General features: G+C 62.6%; 17 protein-coding genes and 1 tRNA gene. 12 read left to right on the forward strand and 6 right to left on the reverse strand.

Annotation, left to right across the window (positions count from 1 at the left end):
• The first annotated feature begins 79 nt into the window (after positions 1–79).
• Both AC56QP_RS13945 and AC56QP_RS13950 read left to right on the forward strand, forming a co-directional pair.
• Positions 80–430, forward strand: coding sequence for a DUF952 domain-containing protein (locus AC56QP_RS13945; RefSeq protein WP_489859410.1), 351 nt, complete (start codon positions 80–82; stop codon positions 428–430).
• Positions 427–1,506: a quinone-dependent dihydroorotate dehydrogenase gene (locus AC56QP_RS13950; protein ID WP_489859409.1), complete on the forward strand. Its 1,080-nt coding sequence runs from the start codon at positions 427–429 to the stop codon at positions 1,504–1,506. The genes AC56QP_RS13945 and AC56QP_RS13950 overlap by 4 nt, the downstream gene beginning before the upstream one ends.
• On the opposite strand, the gene AC56QP_RS13955 is transcribed toward AC56QP_RS13950, so the two are convergent.
• Positions 1,499–2,839 (reverse strand): MATE family efflux transporter, encoded by a 1,341-nt coding sequence (locus tag AC56QP_RS13955; RefSeq protein WP_489859408.1) that lies wholly within the window; start codon positions 2,837–2,839, stop codon positions 1,499–1,501. The genes AC56QP_RS13950 and AC56QP_RS13955 overlap by 8 nt on opposite strands.
• A 121-nt stretch (positions 2,840–2,960) precedes the next feature.
• On the opposite strand from AC56QP_RS13955, the gene AC56QP_RS13960 reads away from it, so the two are divergent.
• Positions 2,961–3,863: a histone deacetylase family protein gene (locus AC56QP_RS13960; protein WP_489859407.1), complete on the forward strand. Its 903-nt coding sequence runs from the start codon at positions 2,961–2,963 to the stop codon at positions 3,861–3,863.
• 4 nt (positions 3,864–3,867) lie between these two features.
• Here the strand turns inward: AC56QP_RS13960 and AC56QP_RS13965 are convergent, their stop codons facing one another.
• Entirely contained in the window at positions 3,868–4,131 is a 264-nt protein-coding gene (locus AC56QP_RS13965) for a DUF6460 domain-containing protein (protein WP_256754505.1), read from the reverse strand.
• A 417-nt stretch (positions 4,132–4,548) separates the two neighbouring features.
• On the opposite strand from AC56QP_RS13965, the gene AC56QP_RS13970 reads away from it, so the two are divergent.
• The 5 genes from AC56QP_RS13970 (at position 4,549) to AC56QP_RS13990 (ending at position 8,127) form a co-directional block, all read left to right on the forward strand.
• Entirely contained in the window at positions 4,549–5,538 is a 990-nt protein-coding gene (locus tag AC56QP_RS13970; RefSeq protein WP_489863605.1) for a glycosyltransferase family 2 protein, read from the forward strand.
• Positions 5,531–6,232 carry a class I SAM-dependent methyltransferase gene (locus tag AC56QP_RS13975; protein WP_489859406.1) on the forward strand — a complete coding sequence of 234 codons (702 nt, stop codon included), beginning with the start codon at positions 5,531–5,533 and terminating at the stop codon, positions 6,230–6,232. Before AC56QP_RS13970 ends, AC56QP_RS13975 begins: the two co-directional genes overlap by 8 nt.
• Before the next feature lie 10 nt (positions 6,233–6,242).
• Positions 6,243–6,494 (forward strand): GtrA family protein, encoded by a 252-nt coding sequence (locus AC56QP_RS13980; RefSeq protein ID WP_489859405.1) that lies wholly within the window; start codon positions 6,243–6,245, stop codon positions 6,492–6,494.
• Positions 6,491–7,981, forward strand: a complete 1,491-nt coding sequence (locus tag AC56QP_RS13985; protein WP_489859404.1) for a hypothetical protein — start codon at positions 6,491–6,493, stop codon at positions 7,979–7,981. The genes AC56QP_RS13980 and AC56QP_RS13985 overlap by 4 nt, the downstream gene beginning before the upstream one ends.
• A gap of 72 nt (positions 7,982–8,053) precedes the next feature.
• Positions 8,054–8,127 (forward strand) — tRNA-Gly (locus AC56QP_RS13990).
• A 34-nt stretch (positions 8,128–8,161) separates the two neighbouring features.
• On the opposite strand, the gene AC56QP_RS13995 is transcribed toward AC56QP_RS13990, so the two are convergent.
• Together AC56QP_RS13995 and AC56QP_RS14000 are read right to left on the reverse strand one after the other, a co-directional pair.
• The gene (locus tag AC56QP_RS13995; protein WP_489859349.1) at positions 8,162–8,923 is read right to left on the reverse strand and encodes a Stf0 family sulfotransferase; all 762 of its coding nucleotides are present in this window, start codon (positions 8,921–8,923) and stop codon (positions 8,162–8,164) included.
• Between the two features lie 295 nt (positions 8,924–9,218).
• Positions 9,219–10,208, reverse strand: a complete 990-nt coding sequence (locus AC56QP_RS14000; protein WP_489859348.1) for a LysR family transcriptional regulator — start codon at positions 10,206–10,208, stop codon at positions 9,219–9,221.
• Between the two features lie 312 nt (positions 10,209–10,520).
• Here AC56QP_RS14000 and chvE point away from each other — a divergent pair, with 312 nt between their 5' ends.
• The 4 genes from chvE to araD1 all read left to right on the forward strand — a co-directional run bounded on the left by chvE (position 10,521) and on the right by araD1 (position 15,713).
• Positions 10,521–11,588, forward strand: coding sequence for a multiple monosaccharide ABC transporter substrate-binding protein (gene chvE, locus AC56QP_RS14005; RefSeq protein ID WP_091579787.1), 1,068 nt, complete (start codon positions 10,521–10,523; stop codon positions 11,586–11,588).
• Positions 11,589–11,709: 121 nt separating this feature from the next.
• Positions 11,710–13,242: a multiple monosaccharide ABC transporter ATP-binding protein gene (gene mmsA / locus AC56QP_RS14010; RefSeq protein WP_091579784.1), complete on the forward strand. Its 1,533-nt coding sequence runs from the start codon at positions 11,710–11,712 to the stop codon at positions 13,240–13,242.
• A complete protein-coding gene (mmsB, locus tag AC56QP_RS14015; RefSeq protein WP_489859347.1) occupies positions 13,239–14,531 on the forward strand; it encodes a multiple monosaccharide ABC transporter permease in 1,293 nt (430 codons plus the stop codon). Before mmsA ends, mmsB begins: the two co-directional genes overlap by 4 nt.
• Positions 14,532–14,720: 189 nt before the next feature.
• A complete protein-coding gene (araD1, locus tag AC56QP_RS14020) occupies positions 14,721–15,713 on the forward strand; it encodes an AraD1 family protein (RefSeq protein ID WP_497100444.1) in 993 nt (330 codons plus the stop codon).
• A 43-nt stretch (positions 15,714–15,756) separates the two neighbouring features.
• Here the strand turns inward: araD1 and AC56QP_RS14025 are convergent, their stop codons facing one another.
• Together AC56QP_RS14025 and AC56QP_RS14030 are read right to left on the reverse strand one after the other, a co-directional pair.
• Positions 15,757–16,530 (reverse strand): ABC transporter substrate-binding protein, encoded by a 774-nt coding sequence (locus AC56QP_RS14025; RefSeq protein WP_256748871.1) that lies wholly within the window; start codon positions 16,528–16,530, stop codon positions 15,757–15,759.
• Positions 16,531–16,630: 100 nt separating this feature from the next.
• The gene (locus tag AC56QP_RS14030) at positions 16,631–17,725 is read right to left on the reverse strand and encodes a 2'-deoxycytidine 5'-triphosphate deaminase (RefSeq protein WP_489859346.1); all 1,095 of its coding nucleotides are present in this window, start codon (positions 17,723–17,725) and stop codon (positions 16,631–16,633) included.
• Positions 17,726–17,794 lie beyond the last annotated feature (69 nt).

A 17,794-nucleotide genomic window follows, 5' to 3' on the forward strand; every position in this document is an offset into this window, starting at 1 on the left:
ATCGCATGTTTGCGCCGGAAATGGGGAAGACCCCTGGCGTGGCCTTTCCCGCGTGGCTGGTTCGGACTATAGCGCAACCATGTCTCAGATTATCTACAAGATAACCCCGGAAGCGCCCTGGCGCGAGGCCGAAACAAATGGCCGCTTCACCGGCGCGCCGATCGATGTCGCCGACGGCTTCATCCATTTCTCCACGGCGGCGCAGGTGAGGGAAACGGCGGCAAGGCATTTCGCCGGCCAGACCGGCCTGCTGCTGGTCGCCATCGACGGCGCCAGCCTGGGCGGTGCGCTGAAATACGAAGTTTCGCGCGGCGGCGCGCTGTTTCCACATCTTTACGGCGTGCTGGACCTGAAAGCCGTGCTGTGGGTCCGACCATTGCCGCTTGGCGCCGACGGTGCTCACCAGTTCCCGGCACTGGAGGGCGAATGAGCGTGCTCGACCGGCTCGGCCAGAAGCTGCTGTTCACATTCGATCCGGAAACCGCGCATGGCTTGTCGATCGCGGCGCTGCGGTGCGGCCTGCCGGTGACCGGGCGGCCGACACGCGACGCCAGGCTGAAGGTCAGCGTCTGCGGCATCGACTTCCCCAATCCGCTCGGCATGGCGGCCGGCTACGACAAGAACGCCGAGGTGCCCGACGCTTTGCTTGGGCTCGGCTTCGGCTTTGCCGAGGTCGGCACGATCACGCCGCTGCCACAGGCCGGCAACCCGAAGCCACGCATCTTCCGACTGACGGCGGATGAAGCGGTGATCAACCGGCTGGGCTTCAACAATGAAGGTCACGCGGCCGCCGAAAGACGCCTTGCTGCGCGCAAGGGGCGTTCCGGCATCGTCGGCGTCAACATCGGCGCCAACAAGGACAGCACCGACCGCATCGGCGACTATGAGCGCGGCGTCGCCCGCCTTGCACCCTACGCCAGCTATCTGACGGTCAACATCTCCTCGCCCAACACGCCCGGCCTGCGCAACATGCAGGCGCGCGAGCAGCTCGGCGAGCTGCTGTCGCGCGTCATGGCCGCACGCGCCTTGGCAACAGCGCAGCCGCCGGTCTTCCTCAAGATCGCGCCGGACCTGGTCGAGGCGGAACTGGAGGACATCGCCGCCGAGGTCACCGAGAAACGGATCGACGGCGTCATCGTCTCCAACACGACCATCTCCCGGCCAGCACTGCGCAGCGGCGACAGCGCGCGCGAGACCGGCGGGCTCTCCGGCAAGCCGCTGTTCGAACGCTCGACCATCGTGCTGGCCAGGATGCGCAAACTGCTCGGACCCGAGCTTGCCATCATCGGCGTCGGCGGCGTCGATTCCGCCGATACGGCGCTTGAAAAAATCCTTGCCGGAGCCGATCTCGTACAGCTCTACACCAGCATGATCTATGCCGGCCCTGCATTGCCGGGGCGGATCGTCGCCGGGATGGCACGCTTTGTCGAAACGTCGCGGCTCAAGTCCATTCGCGAATTGCGCGACGGCCATCTCGATCAATGGGCGACGAAGCCACTCAGCTGAACACAGTCCGCACCCGCAGCCGCAGAATGGCCAACAGGCTGAAGCCGCGCGCGAGCAGGAAGACGTGCAGCGCCGCCCACAGCCCATTGTTGCCGAAGGCCGGCGCCAGCGTCAGCAGCGCAATGCTGAAGGCAAGAAACGACAACAGCATCATGTTGCGCATGTCGCGCGACCAGGTGGCGCCGATGAAGACGCCATCCATCTGGAACGCCAGCACACCGCTCAGCGCGGTGAACGCCGCCCACGGCAGGTAGATGTCGGCCACGGAGCGGACCTCCTCCGACGTCGTGACGAGGGCGACCAGATTGGCCCCGGCCATCAGCAGCACGAGGGTCGCCGTCCCGGCCAGCCCAAACCCCCAGAACAGGGTCAGCCTGACGGCCCGACGGAAGGGGATGGCCGCGCGCGCGCCAACGGCACGGCCGGCGAGCTGTTCGGCGGCCGTGGCAAAGCCGTCGAGGAAATAGCCGGCTACGAGGAAGAAATTCATCAGTACGGCATTGGCGGCCAGAGTCACCGTGCCGAACTGCGCACCCTGGCGGGTGAACAGCGCGAAGGCTGCAAGCAGCGAGAACGAGCGGATCATGATGTCGCGGTTGAGCGACAGCATGCGCAGGAAGGCGGCCATATCGAGCAGACGATGGCGCGGCAAGGGCGGCGTCGCCCGGAAGCGCCTGACAACGATGGCGAGACCAAGCAGCATGGCAAGGAATTCACCGGTGACGGTCGCCCAGGCGACGCCGGCGACACCCCAGCCGAGTTTCAGGCCGAGCAGGAAGCAGAGCGCGATGTTGATGCCGTTGAGGACCAATTGCAGAACCAGTCCGAGCCCGCCTTCGCCGCGCCCCAAGACATAGCCGAGGATGGCATAGTTGATCAGCGAGAAGGGTGCCGCAAGCAGCCTGATGCGGATGTAAACGGCCATCGCCTCGCTGACGCGCGGTTCGGCACCCATGAATTTCTGCCCGGCGATGGCGACCAGAGGAGCAAGCGCGGCGAGGATGATGCCAGCGACGACCGCGATCAGCACGGCGCGCCAGAACACCGCCTGTTCCTCCAGGGCGTCGCCGCGCCCGAAAGCCTGCGCGACGAGGCCGGTGGTTCCCGAGCGCAGGAAATTGAAGGTGGTGAAGACGACGTCGAAAACAAGCGCTCCGGCCGCCAGGCCGCCGAGCAAGGCGGCGTCGCCGAACTGTCCCACAACCGCCGTATCGACCAAGCCGAGCAGCGGCGTCGTCAGATAGGCAAGCGTCATCGGCACCGCGATGGCGAGCACGGAACGGTTGGTGACGACAAAGGATCTCGCGTCGGCTGGGATTGCACCCTCGTCCAAAGGTCTTCTGCCTTGCTGTTTGCGGCTTGATCGGGCACCCGATGTGCCCCACTTTGCTCGCATCGCGCAATCATTCATCCGATAACGGCCAATCGATTCCCTGACCCTGGCGCGAGCTCTGATGCCCCTGCAGATCGTCCATCATCCCGACTATGACGCCGGCTTCGCCGTCAACCATCGCTTTCCGATGAGCAAGTATCCGCTGCTGATGGACGCCTTGCGCGCACGCGGACTGGCCGGACCCAACGCGCTCAACACCGCCGAGCCAGCGCCGGCGTCATGGCTGAAGCTTGCCCACGCGGCGGACTATGTCGATCAGGTGCTGGCCTGCACGGTACCCGAGAAAATCGAACGCGAGATCGGTTTTCCAGTTGGCCCCCGCGTCTCGTTGCGCGCGCAGCTTGCCACCGGTGGCACGATGCTGGCAGCGCGACTGGCCTTGCGGCACGGCATCGCCTGCAACACCGCCGGTGGCAGCCATCATGCGCGGCGCACGCAAGGCGCCGGCTTCTGCACCTTCAACGATGTCGCCGTCGCCGCGATGATGTTGCTGGCCGAAGGCACGGCACAAAAGATCCTGGTCGTCGATCTCGACGTGCATCAGGGCGACGGCACGGCGGACATTCTGAGCGATGAGCCCCGCGCGTTCACCTTTTCCATGCATGGCGACCGCAACTATCCCGTGCGCAAGATCGCCTCCGATCTCGACATCGCACTGCCCGACGGCACCGGTGACGCCGCCTATCTCGAGACGCTTGGCGGCATCCTGCCGGAGCTGGCCGCCAAAGCGCGCTGGGATATCGTGCTCTACAATGCCGGCGTCGACGTCCATGCCGAGGACCGGCTGGGCAGGCTGTCGCTGTCGGATGACGGTCTGCGCGCCCGCGACGAGATGGTTATCCGCCACTTCCGCGCGCTCGGCATTCCTGTCTGCGGCGTCATCGGCGGCGGCTATTCGACCGATGTGGCCGCGCTAGCAGCGCGGCACGCCATCCTGTTCGAGGTGGCTTCGGGTTATGCCTGACGGTTCATTTGCGGTAGCTGGCGATCCTGAGCAGGATGAAGGCCGGCACGACGATTGCCGCACCCAGCAGGATATAGCCAAGGAAACGGTCGATGGCGTGGAAGCCCAGGTTCCATAGGTCGATGAAGAATTTCTGGATGCCGTAGAGCACGTCCATCGGCGACCAGCCGAAGGCGTTCATGACCAGGCCGACGAGGAACGACACCACCAGCAGCTTCAGGATCACCCTGAGCGGCGAGTCGCCGAGGAAGCGTGTCAGTGCGGACAAGGCCTGTCTCCAGCTTCGGTCGCCCCGATTCGGGGGACAGGCCCAGAGATACGCACTCGCCGGCCATCCATCAAGCCGGCGCGGCTGTCGCGTGGAACCGGTGGGTCGAGCCAGTAGCGCTGTCACGCGAGAGTTGGGCAACTGGCGAGCCCCCCGCATCTCGAACAAGTGGACGCGGATCCTCGGCAGGCGCGCAATTGGCGGGGTCATGGCGTGGCGCCCGCATCCGCATGGAGCTGCCGGTTCGTTGGTGACGGGGCTTACGGCGTCAACCGCATGGCGGAAAGGCGGCAGCCGACGGCCGCGGTCGATCCCGCTGGCTTATCTGTTTTCTAACCAATTGCCGCTATTCCCAATCAAATAGCGGGAGCCAGGCTTTTGGTGGAGACGGAAAACATCACCACGCGACGCGCCGTCATGTTGTCGGTGGTCGTCCCGTGCTACAATGAACTGGATGGGGTGGCCGAACTTCACCGGCGGGTGACGGCCGCATGCCTGGAACACGGCCCTTCCTACGAGATCGTCCTGGTCATCGATGGCGCGACCGACGGCACGCGCGAAGCCATTTTCCAGATGGCCGAAAAGGACGACCATGTCGTCGCCATCGACCTTGCCCGCAACTACGGCCACCAGATCGCGTTGACCGCGGGGCTCGAATTCTGTCGCGGCCAACGCATTCTCATTCTCGATGCCGACCTGCAGGATCCGCCGGAACTGCTCGGCGCGATGATGACGAAGATGAATGAAGGCTTCGATGTCGTTTACGGCCAGCGGCTGACGCGCGACGGTGAAAGCTGGTTCAAGCTGGCTTCTGCCTCGATGTTCTATCGCTTGCTGGGCCGGATGGTCGACGTCGACATAGCACCGAATTCCGGGGACTTCCGGCTGATGAGCCGCCGCGCGCTGGACCATCTCAACGCGATGCCTGAACGCTACAGGTTCATTCGCGGCATGGTGAGCTGGATCGGGCTGAAACAGGTGGCTTTCCCCTATGAAAGACACCGGCGCTTTGCCGGCACCACCCACTATCCGCTGAAGAAGATGGTTCTCCTGGCGATCGACGCGATGACCAGCTTCTCCATCGCACCGCTAAGGTTCGCCTCGCTGCTCGGCATGATGTTCGGACTTCTGGGGCTGGTCGTGCTCGGCTACACCCTGTTCGAATGGACCGCCGGAAACGTCTTGCCCGGCTGGACGAGCCTTGCCGCGATCATGCTGATCCTCGGCAGCGTCCAGCTCATGGTGCTTGGCATCTTCGGCGAGTATCTCGGGCGCATGTACATGGAGACAAAGCGGCGACCGCTCTACCTCGTCAACGAGATCGTTTCGCGCAGCCAGGCAGCCGAGGACAAGAACCTGCCTGTCCATCGCCTGCAGGAGATGGCAAAGAGGGCCGCGCGTGCTTGAGGCGGAGTTCGACCAGTTTGCGCGCGAGTATCAGGAACAGCATGCCGCGAGCATAAGGCTGAGCGGCGAAACGCCGGACTTCTTCGCCAAGTACAAGATCGACGACGTTGCCGCGACCCTACGGCGGGCCGGTGTGAAACCGCGACGGATACTCGACTTCGGCGCTGGCGTCGGCAATTCGCTCGGCCATATGCGCAAAGCGTTTCCAGACAGCGAGATCGTCTTGCTCGATCCTTCGCGGGAATCGCTCGACATCGCCCGCAAGCGCTTTCCCGGCCAGGCCTCATTCACGCATTTCGACGGCAACACAATTCCGTTCGCCGACGGCAGCTTCGACCTGGCCTTCGCGGCGTGCGTCTTCCACCACATTCCCGAAGACCTGCAGATCGGATTGCTCGCGGAGATCGGCAGGGTGCTGGCCGATGGCGGCAGCTTCTTTCTTTTCGAACACAATCCGTGGAACCCGCTGACCACCCACGCTGTGAGAAATTGCGCTTTCGACGAGAACGCGGTCTTGATCAACTCCCGCGAGATGCGCAAGCGGATGGCCGCGGCGGGTCTTTCCAACACCCGGATCATCTACCGGATCTTCTTTCCCCGGCTGCTTGCCAGGCTGAGGCCGTTCGAGCGCTTCCTCACCAAGATTCCTGTCGGAGCCCAGTATTTTGCGCATGCGGTCAAGCCTGCCGTTTGACGATCCGAGGATGCTGCGATTTGGCGCCGTCGGTTTGTTGAACACGGCGCTGGGATACGTGGTCATCCTGGCCGGGCTCGCGCTGGGCCTTGGCGACATCGTTTCCAATGCCACGAGCCATGCCGCTGGCCTTGTCCTCGGCTTCTTCCCCAACCGCCAATGGACCCTCAGCCTTTCGGCGCGTTTCGTGTTCGTCGGCGGTGGGAGCGCTCCCTATTCCTCGATCGGAGTGAACGCGAAGTGGCCTGGAGCCGCTATATGAGCCAGGCGGCAGCAATCGCGCCGGCAAGGCCCGCGCTCGAGGACGCACAGCGGGCCAGGTTGGTATTCTGCCTGTTGGTTGCCTGCGTCATAGCGGCGGTACTGGCTGCCTTTGCCAGCGCCCTCCTGCAGGATCCCGACAATTGGTGGCAAGTGAAGGTCGGACTGGATTTCCTGGCAAACCGGACATTTCCGACGGCCGACCCCTACTCCCACACCTTTGCCGGCCAGCCATGGATCGCCAAGGAATGGCTTGGGCAAGTCCTGCTGGCGCTTGCCTACCAGGCGGGAGGCTGGAACGGGGTGGTCACGCTGATCATCGCCACGGTCGGCCTGACGGTCTTCCTGATGGGATGGTTTCTCAGCGCCTGGCTGAAGCCTATATTGGCGATAGCGCTGGCGTTCGTCGTGGCCTTCCTGATCGACCCGATCTATACGGCGCGCCCCCACGTCTTCACCTTGCCGATCATCGTCATCTGGACGGCGACGCTGTTTCGTGCGGCGCAAGAAGAGCAAACCCCGCCCTGGTGGCTGCTTGTGCTTGTCGTGCTGTGGGCCAACCTGCACGCCACCTTCACCCTGGGCTTCGTCATCGCCGCCTTTGCCGGTCTGGATCTGCTGGTGCGCGTCGGCCTGTCGAAACCCTTCCTCCTGGCGAAATGGGTCGCGTTCGGCCTGCTCTGCCCACTGGTCAGTCTGATCCATCCCTATGGCGTGAAATCCATCCTGGCCACGCTCACCGTCGCCTATGGCAATGAGGCCGTGCCACTCATCCTCGAGTGGCGGCCATTCAATGCTCAGGAACAGCCTTTCCAGGAAGTCGCGATGCTGGCGGCGCTTTTCGGGCTTTTGGTATCGCGGTTGCGAATTGGCTGGCCCAAGGCCCTGTTCATCATCTTCACCCTGCATATGTTCCTCGGCCACATGCGCTTCGTGTATCTGTTCTTCCTACTGATTCCCTTGGTGATCGCGGTCGAGGTCGCGCGGCAATACCCCTCGCTTTCAGCTCCCGCATGGCTGGCTGAAAAGCGCGACGGGTTGGAAAAATTCTTCGCCAGGCGGTTCTACCCGATCTGCGTCGCGGCAACCGTTCTGGTGGTCGGTGCGGCCTTGGTGCTTGGCAGCTCGTATCAGGTCGCGCCGAGCCAGAAGACGTCGGCCAGCGGCGCGCTGGCATTCGCCGAAAGCCATCATCTGTCCGGCAACGTGCTGAATTCCTACAATTTCGGCGGCACGCTGATCTTCCACGGGATCAAGACCTATATCGACGGACGGACGGACCAGCTGTTCCTGGGCGGCTTCACGAAGACCGACGACGAGATGGGGCACAGCAACGGCAGGCCGCTGCTGGAAGCCCAGCTGAAGAAATACGCCATAGGCTGGGCGCTGTTGTCGGCCGGCGACAGCCGCATTCCCTTCTTCGACGAACTGGGCTGGAAGCGCGCCTATTCGGACGATTATGCGATGATCTACCTGCCGGACGCCTGATCTGGCCGCGCCGGCACGAGGCCCGCTTTGGCGATTGCCCCAAGGCATGCCGTCATGATAACGAGGGCTCACGCGGGTATGATGTAATGGTAGCCTGTCAGCTTCCCAAGCTGAACGCGCGGGTTCGATTCCCGCTACCCGCTCCAGGCATCCACACTCCGGAAGGTTCGAACAGGCTGTCTAAGCCTGGCTGATTCGCATCTGCTTTTTGAGCAGGAACCGAGCGAGATTGTCGATGTTGCGCGGCGCCACGTTTTCGGGGAGATGGGCCAATGGGCTCTTGGATTTGGCGTCATTTTGGAACCGCTCTACCCAGTCTTCGGTGTGTGTGTCCCGCTGCAACCGTAAATTCGTCTTGAACTCGCCTTGCGGCATTTCAACCGACAACTGCCGGGCCATCGATTCGACAAAAGGACGAGGGTCGTCCAACAGGTCTTCGTAGAAGAAATGGTCGTAAGGGAGATTGCCTATGCGCAAGTAGGCCTCCCAGAAGGCATAGCTCTGCTCGATCAGGAAGTAGGCCTGGCAGATGCCCGCGAAGTCGTATTGCGGAACCAAATCAGCGCCGTTCATCGTGCTTTTCCAATGGCCGGTTGCCTTCGCCCGGCAATGGGAAATTGCTTGACGAAGTCGGTCTCTCCGCTCCAGCAGGACCAATCCCATATCATGGCGCCTGACGCATTCGGCGAGGAAGTCGGCTCCATATTTCGCCTGCGACCAGTGAAGATGCCGTGGGAACAACTTTACCGCGAACCTGCCATTCGCGGTCCCGCCGCGGTCGATCACAGCGGAAAGAAGTTCATCGAATGATTTCGGCTTGAACCCCAGATTGATCGTATCGAGCCATTCAGCCGACTTGCCAAAAGTGCCGGTGCTGTTGGTGAGACTGCCGAGCCATTCGGAGCCACTACGAGCCTCGGTTAATATCGCCACGCCTTTCATGTGTCCCCATTGCTGGTTGTCCGGAGAGATTCATTAGCTAAGGAAAATATGGCGCTCTGAAGGAATGTGTAGTCCCTCGCTTTAGGGTGTAGAGGTCGGAACCGACTGGCTCAAGGGCGAAGCCACTGCCGGCAATGGCATTCGCCGTTGGCGATCGGACCTGGAGCCGCCGCGTCAGATCTGTCGCCCATGGACCGCCGCATCCGTGGGGATCATCCGGTCACCCGTTCGATGCTGAGGTTCGCTGGTGATCAACGTCGTGCGTCGGGCGGGATAACCTTGCCCGAACTTGCCGCTATCCCACCTCTCGCAGAATGAAGTCGTGCAGCATCTTGGCGGCCGGCGACAGCACGCGGTTTTTCACGGTGATCAGGCTGTAGGGCCTGACTTCGATGTCGAATTCGGTGTGGACGACGTCGATGGCGCCGGCCAGCCCTTCGGGATTCTGGATGAATTTCGCCACCTGGACCGAGACCGGCGCAATGGCGTCGGACTGCGCGACCATGACCAGGGTCAGGAGGAGCGAGCTGGTGTTGAGGATCCGGTCCGGCAGGGCGATGTTGCGGTTGAGGAAATTGCTCTCCATTGCCTGGCGCAAGGGCGAACCGCCCGACTGGAAGACCCAGTCATAGCTGGCGGTCTCCTCCAGCCGCACCACCTTGCCCCTGGTGAGCGGATGGCCCCGGCGCACGATCAGGCACGCCTTCTCGACGCCGATGACGCGCGACTCGAACAGGCGCGGATTGAGATCGTCGGGGATGCGCGCGATGATGAAGTCATGGCGCATGGCGATCAGTTCGCGCGCCAGCACGTTGGAGGTCTCGACCTGCATGGTGATCTCGATGCGCGGATAGAGGCGGCGGATCTCGCGAATCGCCGGCACTGCCAGCTCGATCGCCGGCGCCGTCACGGCACCCAGAAACACCGAACCGCCCTTGCCCGCCTTGAGCTCGGAAATCTCGCGGTCGACCTCGCGCATCTCCAGCAGGATCGAGCGCGCGCGCCTGGCCAGTGCCTTGCCGTACGGGGTCAACGTGATACCGCGCGGCAGCCTTTCGCACAGCTTGACCTCGAGCACAGCCTCCATCTCGCCGATCATGCGCGAGGCCGCCGGCTGCGAGATGTTCATGACCTGGGCCGCCGCGCTCACCCGGCCATGATCGTCGAGCGCGACGATCATGCGCATGTGACGCAGGCTGAGACCACTGCGCAGCAGGGTTTCGCCGTCGCCCGGCATTTCGCTGTAACCATTTGAAACCGCTGTCGGATTCCGTAGCGCCACCATGGCTTTTTCGCCGCTTCCGCTCGCCGCCGGCCGGTATTGTCGGCGGTCCCGTGACGTTCATAACACATACCAATAGTGATATAGCAACCATCAAAGATCGCATTTGACAGTTATGGCAAAGGGCCACACCCTTCGCGCGTTCCGAGACGCGACGGTCGCTGACGAGAAAAATCGTATCGATTGAAATCAGCGCCTCGGAGCCATGGGAGGATACCGGAGATCGATATGACGGCAGCAGTGCCTTGGCGCTTCTGCACGATTGCGCGGCCCGCGACCCCCGGGGTGCCGCGTCCATCAACCAGGGAGAGTTAAGTGAAAATCATCAAGACATTAGTCGCCGCCTTGGCGGTCAGCATCGCAGCCATGTCGGCCACCGCCTACGCGGCCGACAAAGGTCTGGTAGGCGTGCTGATGCCCACCAAGACCTCGCAGCGCTGGATCAACGACGGCGACGCCGTCAAGTCCCAGCTCGAGGCTCTCGGCTACACCGTCGACCTGCAATACGCGCAGGATGACATCCCCAACCAGCTCAGCCAGCTGGAAAACGAAATCACCAAGGGTCCGAAGGCACTGATCATCGCCTCCATCGACGGCACCACGCTGTCGGATGCGCTGCAGAAGGCCGCTGACGCCGGTGTCGTCGTCGTCGCCTATGACCGCCTGATCAAGAAGACCGCCAATGTCGACTACTACACCACCTTCGACAATTTCGGCGTTGGCGTGATCCAGGCCAATTCGCTGCTCAAGGGCCTTGGCTACCCGGACAAGAAGGGTCCGTTCAACATTGAACTGTTCGGCGGTTCGCCCGACGACAACAACGCCTTCTTCTTCTACAACGGCGCCATGTCCGTTCTTCAGCCGCTGATCGACAGCAAGGTGCTGGTCGTGAAGTCCGGCCAGATGGGCATGGACAAGGTCGGCACGCTGCGCTGGCTGGCGGCAACCGCCCAGGCGCGCATGGACAACCTGCTCTCCGCCAACTACTCGGACGGCAGCCGCGTCGATGGCGTTCTGTCGCCCTATGACGGCCTGTCGCGCGGTATCACCGCCTCGCTGCGCGCCGTGGGCTACGGTACGGCCGCTCAGCCCTGGCCTGTTGTGACCGGCCAGGACGCCGAGACCGCTTCGGTCAAGCTGATCATCTCGGGCGAGCAGTACTCGACCGTGTTCAAGGACACCCGCGAACTGGCCAAGGCCACTGTCGGTCTGGTCGACAAGGTGCTCTCGGGCGGCAAGCCGGAAGGCCTCGACACCAAGACCTACAACAACGACGTCAAGGTCGTTCCCTCGATCCTGCTGACGCCGCATGAGGTCGACAAGTCGAACTACCAGGCACTGGTGGTCGACTCCGGCTACATCAAGGCCGAAGACCTGAAGTAATCGCTTTTGCAAAGCCTGGGGTCCCGCGCGCAGCGGGGCCCCTTTTGCTAGCGCGGCGAATCCAAAATTCGCATACTAGCCCCCCGGCATTGTTCCGGACCTCGGAGGAGCGGTATTCCTGATGGCCTCGACGATTTTGGAGATGCGCGACATCACCAAGACGTTCCCCGGCGTGAAGGCGCTGTCGAATGTCAACCTCAGCGTCGAGGAAGGCGAGATCCATGCCGTGGTCGGCGAGAACGGCGCCGGCAAATCGACGCTGATGAAGGTGCTGTCAGGCGTTTATGCGTCCGGCACCTATGATGGCGCGATCATCTACCGTGGCGAGGAATGCCATTTCAAAGGCATTCACGACAGTGAACACAAGGGCATCGTCATCATCCACCAGGAGCTTGCGCTGGTGCCGATGCTGTCGATCGCCGAAAACATTTTCCTTGGCAACGAGCACGCCAGATTTGGCATCATCGACTGGAATGCCAACGAGACACGCACCAGCGCCTTGCTGAAGAAGGTGGGCCTCAAGGAGGACCCCAAGACGCTGATCACCAACATCGGCGTCGGCAAGCAGCAGCTGGTCGAGATCGCCAAGGCGCTTAGCAAGGAAGTGAAGCTGCTGATCCTCGACGAGCCGACGGCGAGCCTGTCGGAAAAAGACAGCCAGGCGCTGCTCGACCTGCTGCTCGAGTTCAAGCGGCAAGGCATCACCTCGATCCTGATCTCGCACAAGCTCAACGAGGTGAACCGGGTCGCCGACAAGGTCACCATCATCCGCGACGGGCGAACCATCGAGACGCTGGCCAAGAAAGACATCTCGGAAGACCGCATCATCACCTCGATGGTCGGCCGCTCGCTTGACGACCGTTATCCGCCGCGCGAGCCGAAGATCGGTGAGATCGTGCTCCAGGTGAAGAACTGGTCGGTCTATCACCCGATCCATGCCGAGCGGCAAGTGATCAAGGGCATCGATATCAATGTCCGCAAGGGCGAGGTGGTGGGTATCGCCGGGCTGATGGGCGCCGGGCGCACCGAATTCGCGATGAGCCTGTTTGGCCGTTCCTATGGCCGCCGCATCACTGGCGAGGTGCTGCTCAAGGGCAAGCCGATCGATGTCTCATCGGTGAGCAAGGCGGTGGAACACGGCATTGCCTACGTCACCGAAGACCGCAAGACCTACGGCCTCAATCTCATCGATCACATCAAGCACAACATCACGCTGGCCAACCTTCCTGGCGTCTCGCGCCACGCCGTGATCGACGACCTGCGCGAACTCGCCGTCGCCAACGACTACAAGGCCAAGACCAACATCCGCTCCTCCAGCGTCTATCAGATGACCGGCAATCTGTCGGGCGGCAACCAACAGAAGGTGGTGCTGTCGAAATGGCTGTTCGCCAATCCGGAAGTGCTGATCCTCGACGAGCCGACGCGCGGCATCGACGTCGGTGCCAAGTACGAAATCTACACCATCATCGCCCGCCTCGCCTCCGAGGGTAAGGCGATCATCGTCATCTCGTCGGAGATGCCGGAACTGCTCGGCATCACCGACCGCATCTACGTCATGAATGAAGGCCGCATGGTCGGCGAAATGGCGGCGAGTGATGCCAGCCAGGAAAAGATCATGCGCGCCATCGTTCGGGGAGAAGGAAAAGCATCATGAGCACCGAAAGCGCTCCCGCGCCGAAAAGCGGCGTCGCCGAAGATGTGCAGCAGGGACCGCGCGTTGCCGTCTCGGCGCTGATCACCAATTTGCGCGAATATGGCCTGATCCTGGCGCTGATCGCCATCATGGTGTTCTTCCAGTTCACGACGTCCGGCACGCTGTTCAAGCCGGTGAACCTGAGCAACCTGGTGCAGCAGAATTCCTTCATCATCGTGATGGCGCTGGGCATGCTTTTGGTGATCGTTTCGGGTCATATCGACCTCAGTGTCGGCTCTGTCGCCGGTTTCATCGGCGCGCTGGCGGCGATGATGATGGTCATCTGGCCGCTAGGCCCATTGAGCAATCCGCTGGTTGTGTCGATCATCTGTCTCGTCATTGGCGGCTGCATCGGCGCGGCCCAAGGCTACTGGATCGCCTATCACCGAATACCGAGCTTCATCGTCACGCTGGCGGGAATGTTGATCTTCCGCGGCATCTGCCAGGCGCTGCTGGGTGGCGGGTCTTCTGTTGGGCCGCTTCCAGACGGCTTCAAGGCACTCAGCTCCGGCTTCATTCCCGACGTTATCGGCCCCTTGATGCTGATCCCGCCGACCGTGAACGCCGCAGGCAAGACCATCATCGGCAGCGGCCTGACGCTGCATATGACGACGATCGTGATCGGCCTCGTCGCCGTGCTCGCCTATGCCTATTTCGGGCTCAGGGCACGACGCACCCGCGAGCAGCATGGCTATGAAGCCGAGCCCTTCACACTGTTCGTCGTGAAGACGCTGGTGACCAGCGCCCTGGCGCTGTTCCTGGTTTACCAATTCGCCACCTACAAGGGCCTGCCGATCGTTCTCATGGTGATGGGCGTGCTGATCGCGCTGTTCGTCTTCGTCACCAAACGCATGACGATCGGCCGCCGCATCTACGCCATGGGCGGCAATGCCAAGGCGGCGCAGCTGTCGGGCATCAAGACCGAGCGGCTGACCCTGATGGTGTTCGTCAACATGGGCGTGCTGTCGGCACTTGGCGGCCTGATCATCGCGGCGCGCCTTGGGCAGGCCGTGCCGGCGGCGGGCCTCGGCAGCGAGCTCGACGTCATCGCCGCCGTGTTCATCGGCGGCGCTTCGGCCATGGGCGGCGTCGGCCAGGTCATCGGCGCGGTGGTCGGCGGCTTCATCATGGGCGTCATGAACAACGGCATGTCGATCATGGGCGTCAACGTGGATTGGCAACAGGTGGTGAAGGGCCTGGTGCTGCTCGGCGCCGTGGTCTTCGACGTCTACAACAAGAACAAGGGCTGAGGAAACAGGAAGGCATACGGGTCACATCGCGGCACTGCCGGACGGCACGAAGAAGTCCCCCGAGGGACCGGGCCCGCGAGCGCAATCCGAACGGAGAATTTCACCCGTGGCATGGACGACGTCCCGGCCGCGCTTGGGAAGGTTTGCCGTGCCGGCAGCCATGCCAAGGCAAATGAGAGAGGATTCATCATGCTGATCTCCCAGATTCTCGATGACGCCGAGACCATCCGCGTCGTTGCCCGCAATGGCGGCAAGACCCGGATCATCAACGGCGCGCGCAGCGTCTATTCGCTGGCCATGGAGGCCGCCCGCACCGGCGTCGGCCTGGTCGCGTTGATCGAACGCAAGGGCTTCGGTGAAACCATCGACCTCGATGCCGCCTACAAGAAGGGGCGGCTGGTGTCGCCGATCAACCATCCAGACCCCGCGCATCTTCACCTCACCGGCACGGGCTTGACGCATCTCGGCTCAGCGGCGACGCGCGATTCCATGCACAAGAATCTCAGCGCCCACGGCGAGGAGCAACTCACCGATTCCATGAAGATGTTCCGCATGGGGCTGGAGGGCGGCAAACCCGCGAAAGGCCAGGTCGGCGTGCAGCCGGAGTGGTTCTACAAGGGCAACGGCACGATGGCGGTGGCGCCGGGTGCTGCCCTGATGTCGCCGGCTTTCGCCATGGATGCCGGCGAGGAGCCCGAGATCGCCGGCATCTATGTGATCGGCGACGATGGTGCGCCATTCCGCGTCGGCTTCACGCTGTCGAACGAGTTTTCCGATCACGTGACCGAGCGCGTGAACTATCTCTTCCTCGCCCATTCCAAGCTGCGCAACGCGTCGTTCGGACCGGAGATCCTGATCGGCGACCTGCCGTCCGACATCCGCGGCACGTCGCGCATCGTGCGTGACGGCAAGACGCTGTGGGAAAAGCCGTTCCTGTCGGGCGAAGCGAACATGTCGCACACCATCGCCAATCTCGAACATCACCATTTCAAATACTCAGCCTTCCGCCAGCCGGGCGACGTGCATGTGCACATGTTCGGTACGGCGACGCTGTCCTTCGCCGACGGCATCAGGACCGAGGCCGGCGACGTGTTCGAGATCGAAGCCAAGGATTTCGGCCTGCCGCTGCGCAATCCGCTCGAGATAGAGCAGCCGGTGAACGTGGCGGTGAAGGCGCTTTGACAGCGTGATCTCCCCCACGAGGGGGAGATTGGCAGCTTCACGCTCAATAGATATCGAAGTCGAAATACTTGGCCTGGATCTTCTTGTAGGTGCCGTCGGCGACGATGGCGTCGATTGCGGCGTTGAGCTTGTCGCGCAGTGCCGTGTCTTCCAGGCGAACGGCGATGCCGGCTTGCGTCTCCGTGCCCTTGACGTCGCCGACCAGCTTGCAGCAGCCGTCGCTTGCCTTCTTCAGCCAATCCACCAGCACGAACTTGTCCGAGATCACGGCATCAAGCCGGCCATTGGTCAGGTCGGTGATCGCCTCTTCCTGGGTGGGATAGAGCTTCGCCTCCGCGCCCGCCTTGCCATAGGTATTCTGGGCATAGTCGGCCTGCGTGGTCGAAGCCTGGGCGCCGACCGTCTTTCCCGCAAGTGCCGCCGGTTCGGTCGAGGTGAGATCGCTGTCCTTCGGCGCCACCAAGGCGAGCGGCGTCGTATAGTATTTGTTGGTGAAGGAGACCTGCTTCTTGCGCTCCTCTGTGATGCTCATCGACGCGATGATGGCATCGAACTTCTTGGCCTGCAGGGCGGGAATGATGCCATCCCAATCCTGGGTGACGATTTCGCACTCGACCTTCATCTGCGCGCACAGCGCATTGGCGATGTCGATATCGAAACCGACAACCTTGCCGTCCGAGGTAATGGTGTTGAACGGCGGATATGCGCCCTCGGTGCCGATTTTCAGTTTCTCCGCGGCCTGCGCCGACAGAGAGCCAGCCGCCATCGCCAGCATGGCAGCGCCCGCTGCCGATACGATCCATTTTGAAATCCGCATTTTCTTGGTTTCCCCTTGAACGCCGGCATCCTGACGGCCAGAAGGCAGCCAAGCATGGTGGGCCAGCACAGGCAAGTATTTTGCCTGACGGCAATGTGGTTCAGCGCGCGGGGCGGAAGTGCTTGGACAGCTTCAGGCCCTGCGCCTGGTAGTTGGAGCCGAGGTCGGTGCCGTAGAGCGCCTGCGGCCGCTTCAGCATATGCTCATAGACCAGCCGGCCGACGATCTGGCCGTGATCGAGGATGAACGGCACTTCGTGGCTGCGCACTTCGAGCACCGCGCGGCTGCCGGTGCCGCCTGACGCCGAGTGGCCGAAACCCGGATCGAAGAAACCGGCATAGTGGACGCGGAACTCGCCGACCAGCGGATCGAACGGCGTCATCTCGGCGGCATAGAGCGGTGGCACATGCACCGCCTCCTGGCTGACGAGGATGTAGAACTCGTCGGGATCGAGCACCAGTTCGCCGGCGCCACTCTTGTGGATCGGCTCCCAGAAATCGACGACCTCCTGCGCGGCGCGCTTGTCGACATCGACAAGACCGGTGTGATGCTTGCCGCGATAGCCGACCAGACCATTTTCATCGCCATTGAGGTCGATCGACAGTGCGATGCCGCCACCGGAAATATTCGGCGGCTCGGTGGCGACCAGCATCTCGGCGCGATGCAATTCATGCAGCTCGGCTTCCGACAGCAGCGCATTGCCGATACGGAAGCGGATCTGCGACAGCCGCGAGCCGGTGCGCGCAACGATCGGGAAGGTGCGCGGGCTGACTTCCAGGTACAGCGGCCCATGATAGCCGGCGGCGATCTTGTCGAACTCGTGGCCACGGTCGGTCATGACACGGGTGAAGATGTCGAGCCGCCCGGTCGAGCTCTTCGGATTGGCCGAAGCCGAAATCTCCGCCGGCAGCGCAAGGCTTTCGAGCAGCGGCACGATATAGACGCAGCCGGTTTCCAGCACCGCGCCGTCGGCAAGATCAATCTCGTGCAACTTCAGCCGGTCGAGCTTTTCCGAAACCTTGTGGCCGGGACCAGGCAGGAAGGAGGCCCGTACCCGCCATGCCTTGTCGCCGAGCCTCAGATCAAGGCTGGCGGGCTGGATCTGATCGGCATCGAGCGCGCGCGCCGACTTCAGCGCACCGGACTGGAACAGCGCCGAAATGTCCTGATCGGGAAGAATGCCTGTCTGCCGCAAGGCTCCACTCCTAGGCCAGACGTTTTTCTTGTCGCAGGTTCTTGCCGCAAAACCGTGGAACACTTTCGC

Source organism: Mesorhizobium sp. RCAM 05104 (assembly GCF_059683645.1).

Bases quoted from the DNA above. Each gene is read 5' to 3' on its own strand.
- AC56QP_RS13945 (WP_489859410.1), top strand. From the start codon at position 80: ATGTCTCAGATTATCTACAAGATAACCCCGGAAGCGCCCTGGCGCGAG.
- AC56QP_RS13950 (WP_489859409.1), top strand. From the start codon at position 427: ATGAGCGTGCTCGACCGGCTCGGCCAGAAGCTGCTGTTCACATTCGAT.
- AC56QP_RS13960 (WP_489859407.1), top strand. From the start codon at position 2,961: ATGCCCCTGCAGATCGTCCATCATCCCGACTATGACGCCGGCTTCGCC.
- AC56QP_RS13970 (WP_489863605.1), top strand. From the start codon at position 4,549: ATGTTGTCGGTGGTCGTCCCGTGCTACAATGAACTGGATGGGGTGGCC.
- AC56QP_RS13980 (WP_489859405.1), top strand. From the start codon at position 6,243: ATGCTGCGATTTGGCGCCGTCGGTTTGTTGAACACGGCGCTGGGATAC.
- AC56QP_RS13985 (WP_489859404.1), top strand. From the start codon at position 6,491: ATGAGCCAGGCGGCAGCAATCGCGCCGGCAAGGCCCGCGCTCGAGGAC.
- AC56QP_RS13995 (WP_489859349.1), bottom strand. From the start codon at position 8,923: ATGAAAGGCGTGGCGATATTAACCGAGGCTCGTAGTGGCTCCGAATGG.
- AC56QP_RS14000 (WP_489859348.1), bottom strand. From the start codon at position 10,208: ATGGTGGCGCTACGGAATCCGACAGCGGTTTCAAATGGTTACAGCGAA.
- mmsA (WP_091579784.1), top strand. From the start codon at position 11,710: ATGGCCTCGACGATTTTGGAGATGCGCGACATCACCAAGACGTTCCCC.
- mmsB (WP_489859347.1), top strand. From the start codon at position 13,239: ATGAGCACCGAAAGCGCTCCCGCGCCGAAAAGCGGCGTCGCCGAAGAT.
- araD1 (WP_497100444.1), top strand. From the start codon at position 14,721: ATGCTGATCTCCCAGATTCTCGATGACGCCGAGACCATCCGCGTCGTT.
- AC56QP_RS14025 (WP_256748871.1), bottom strand. From the start codon at position 16,530: ATGCGGATTTCAAAATGGATCGTATCGGCAGCGGGCGCTGCCATGCTG.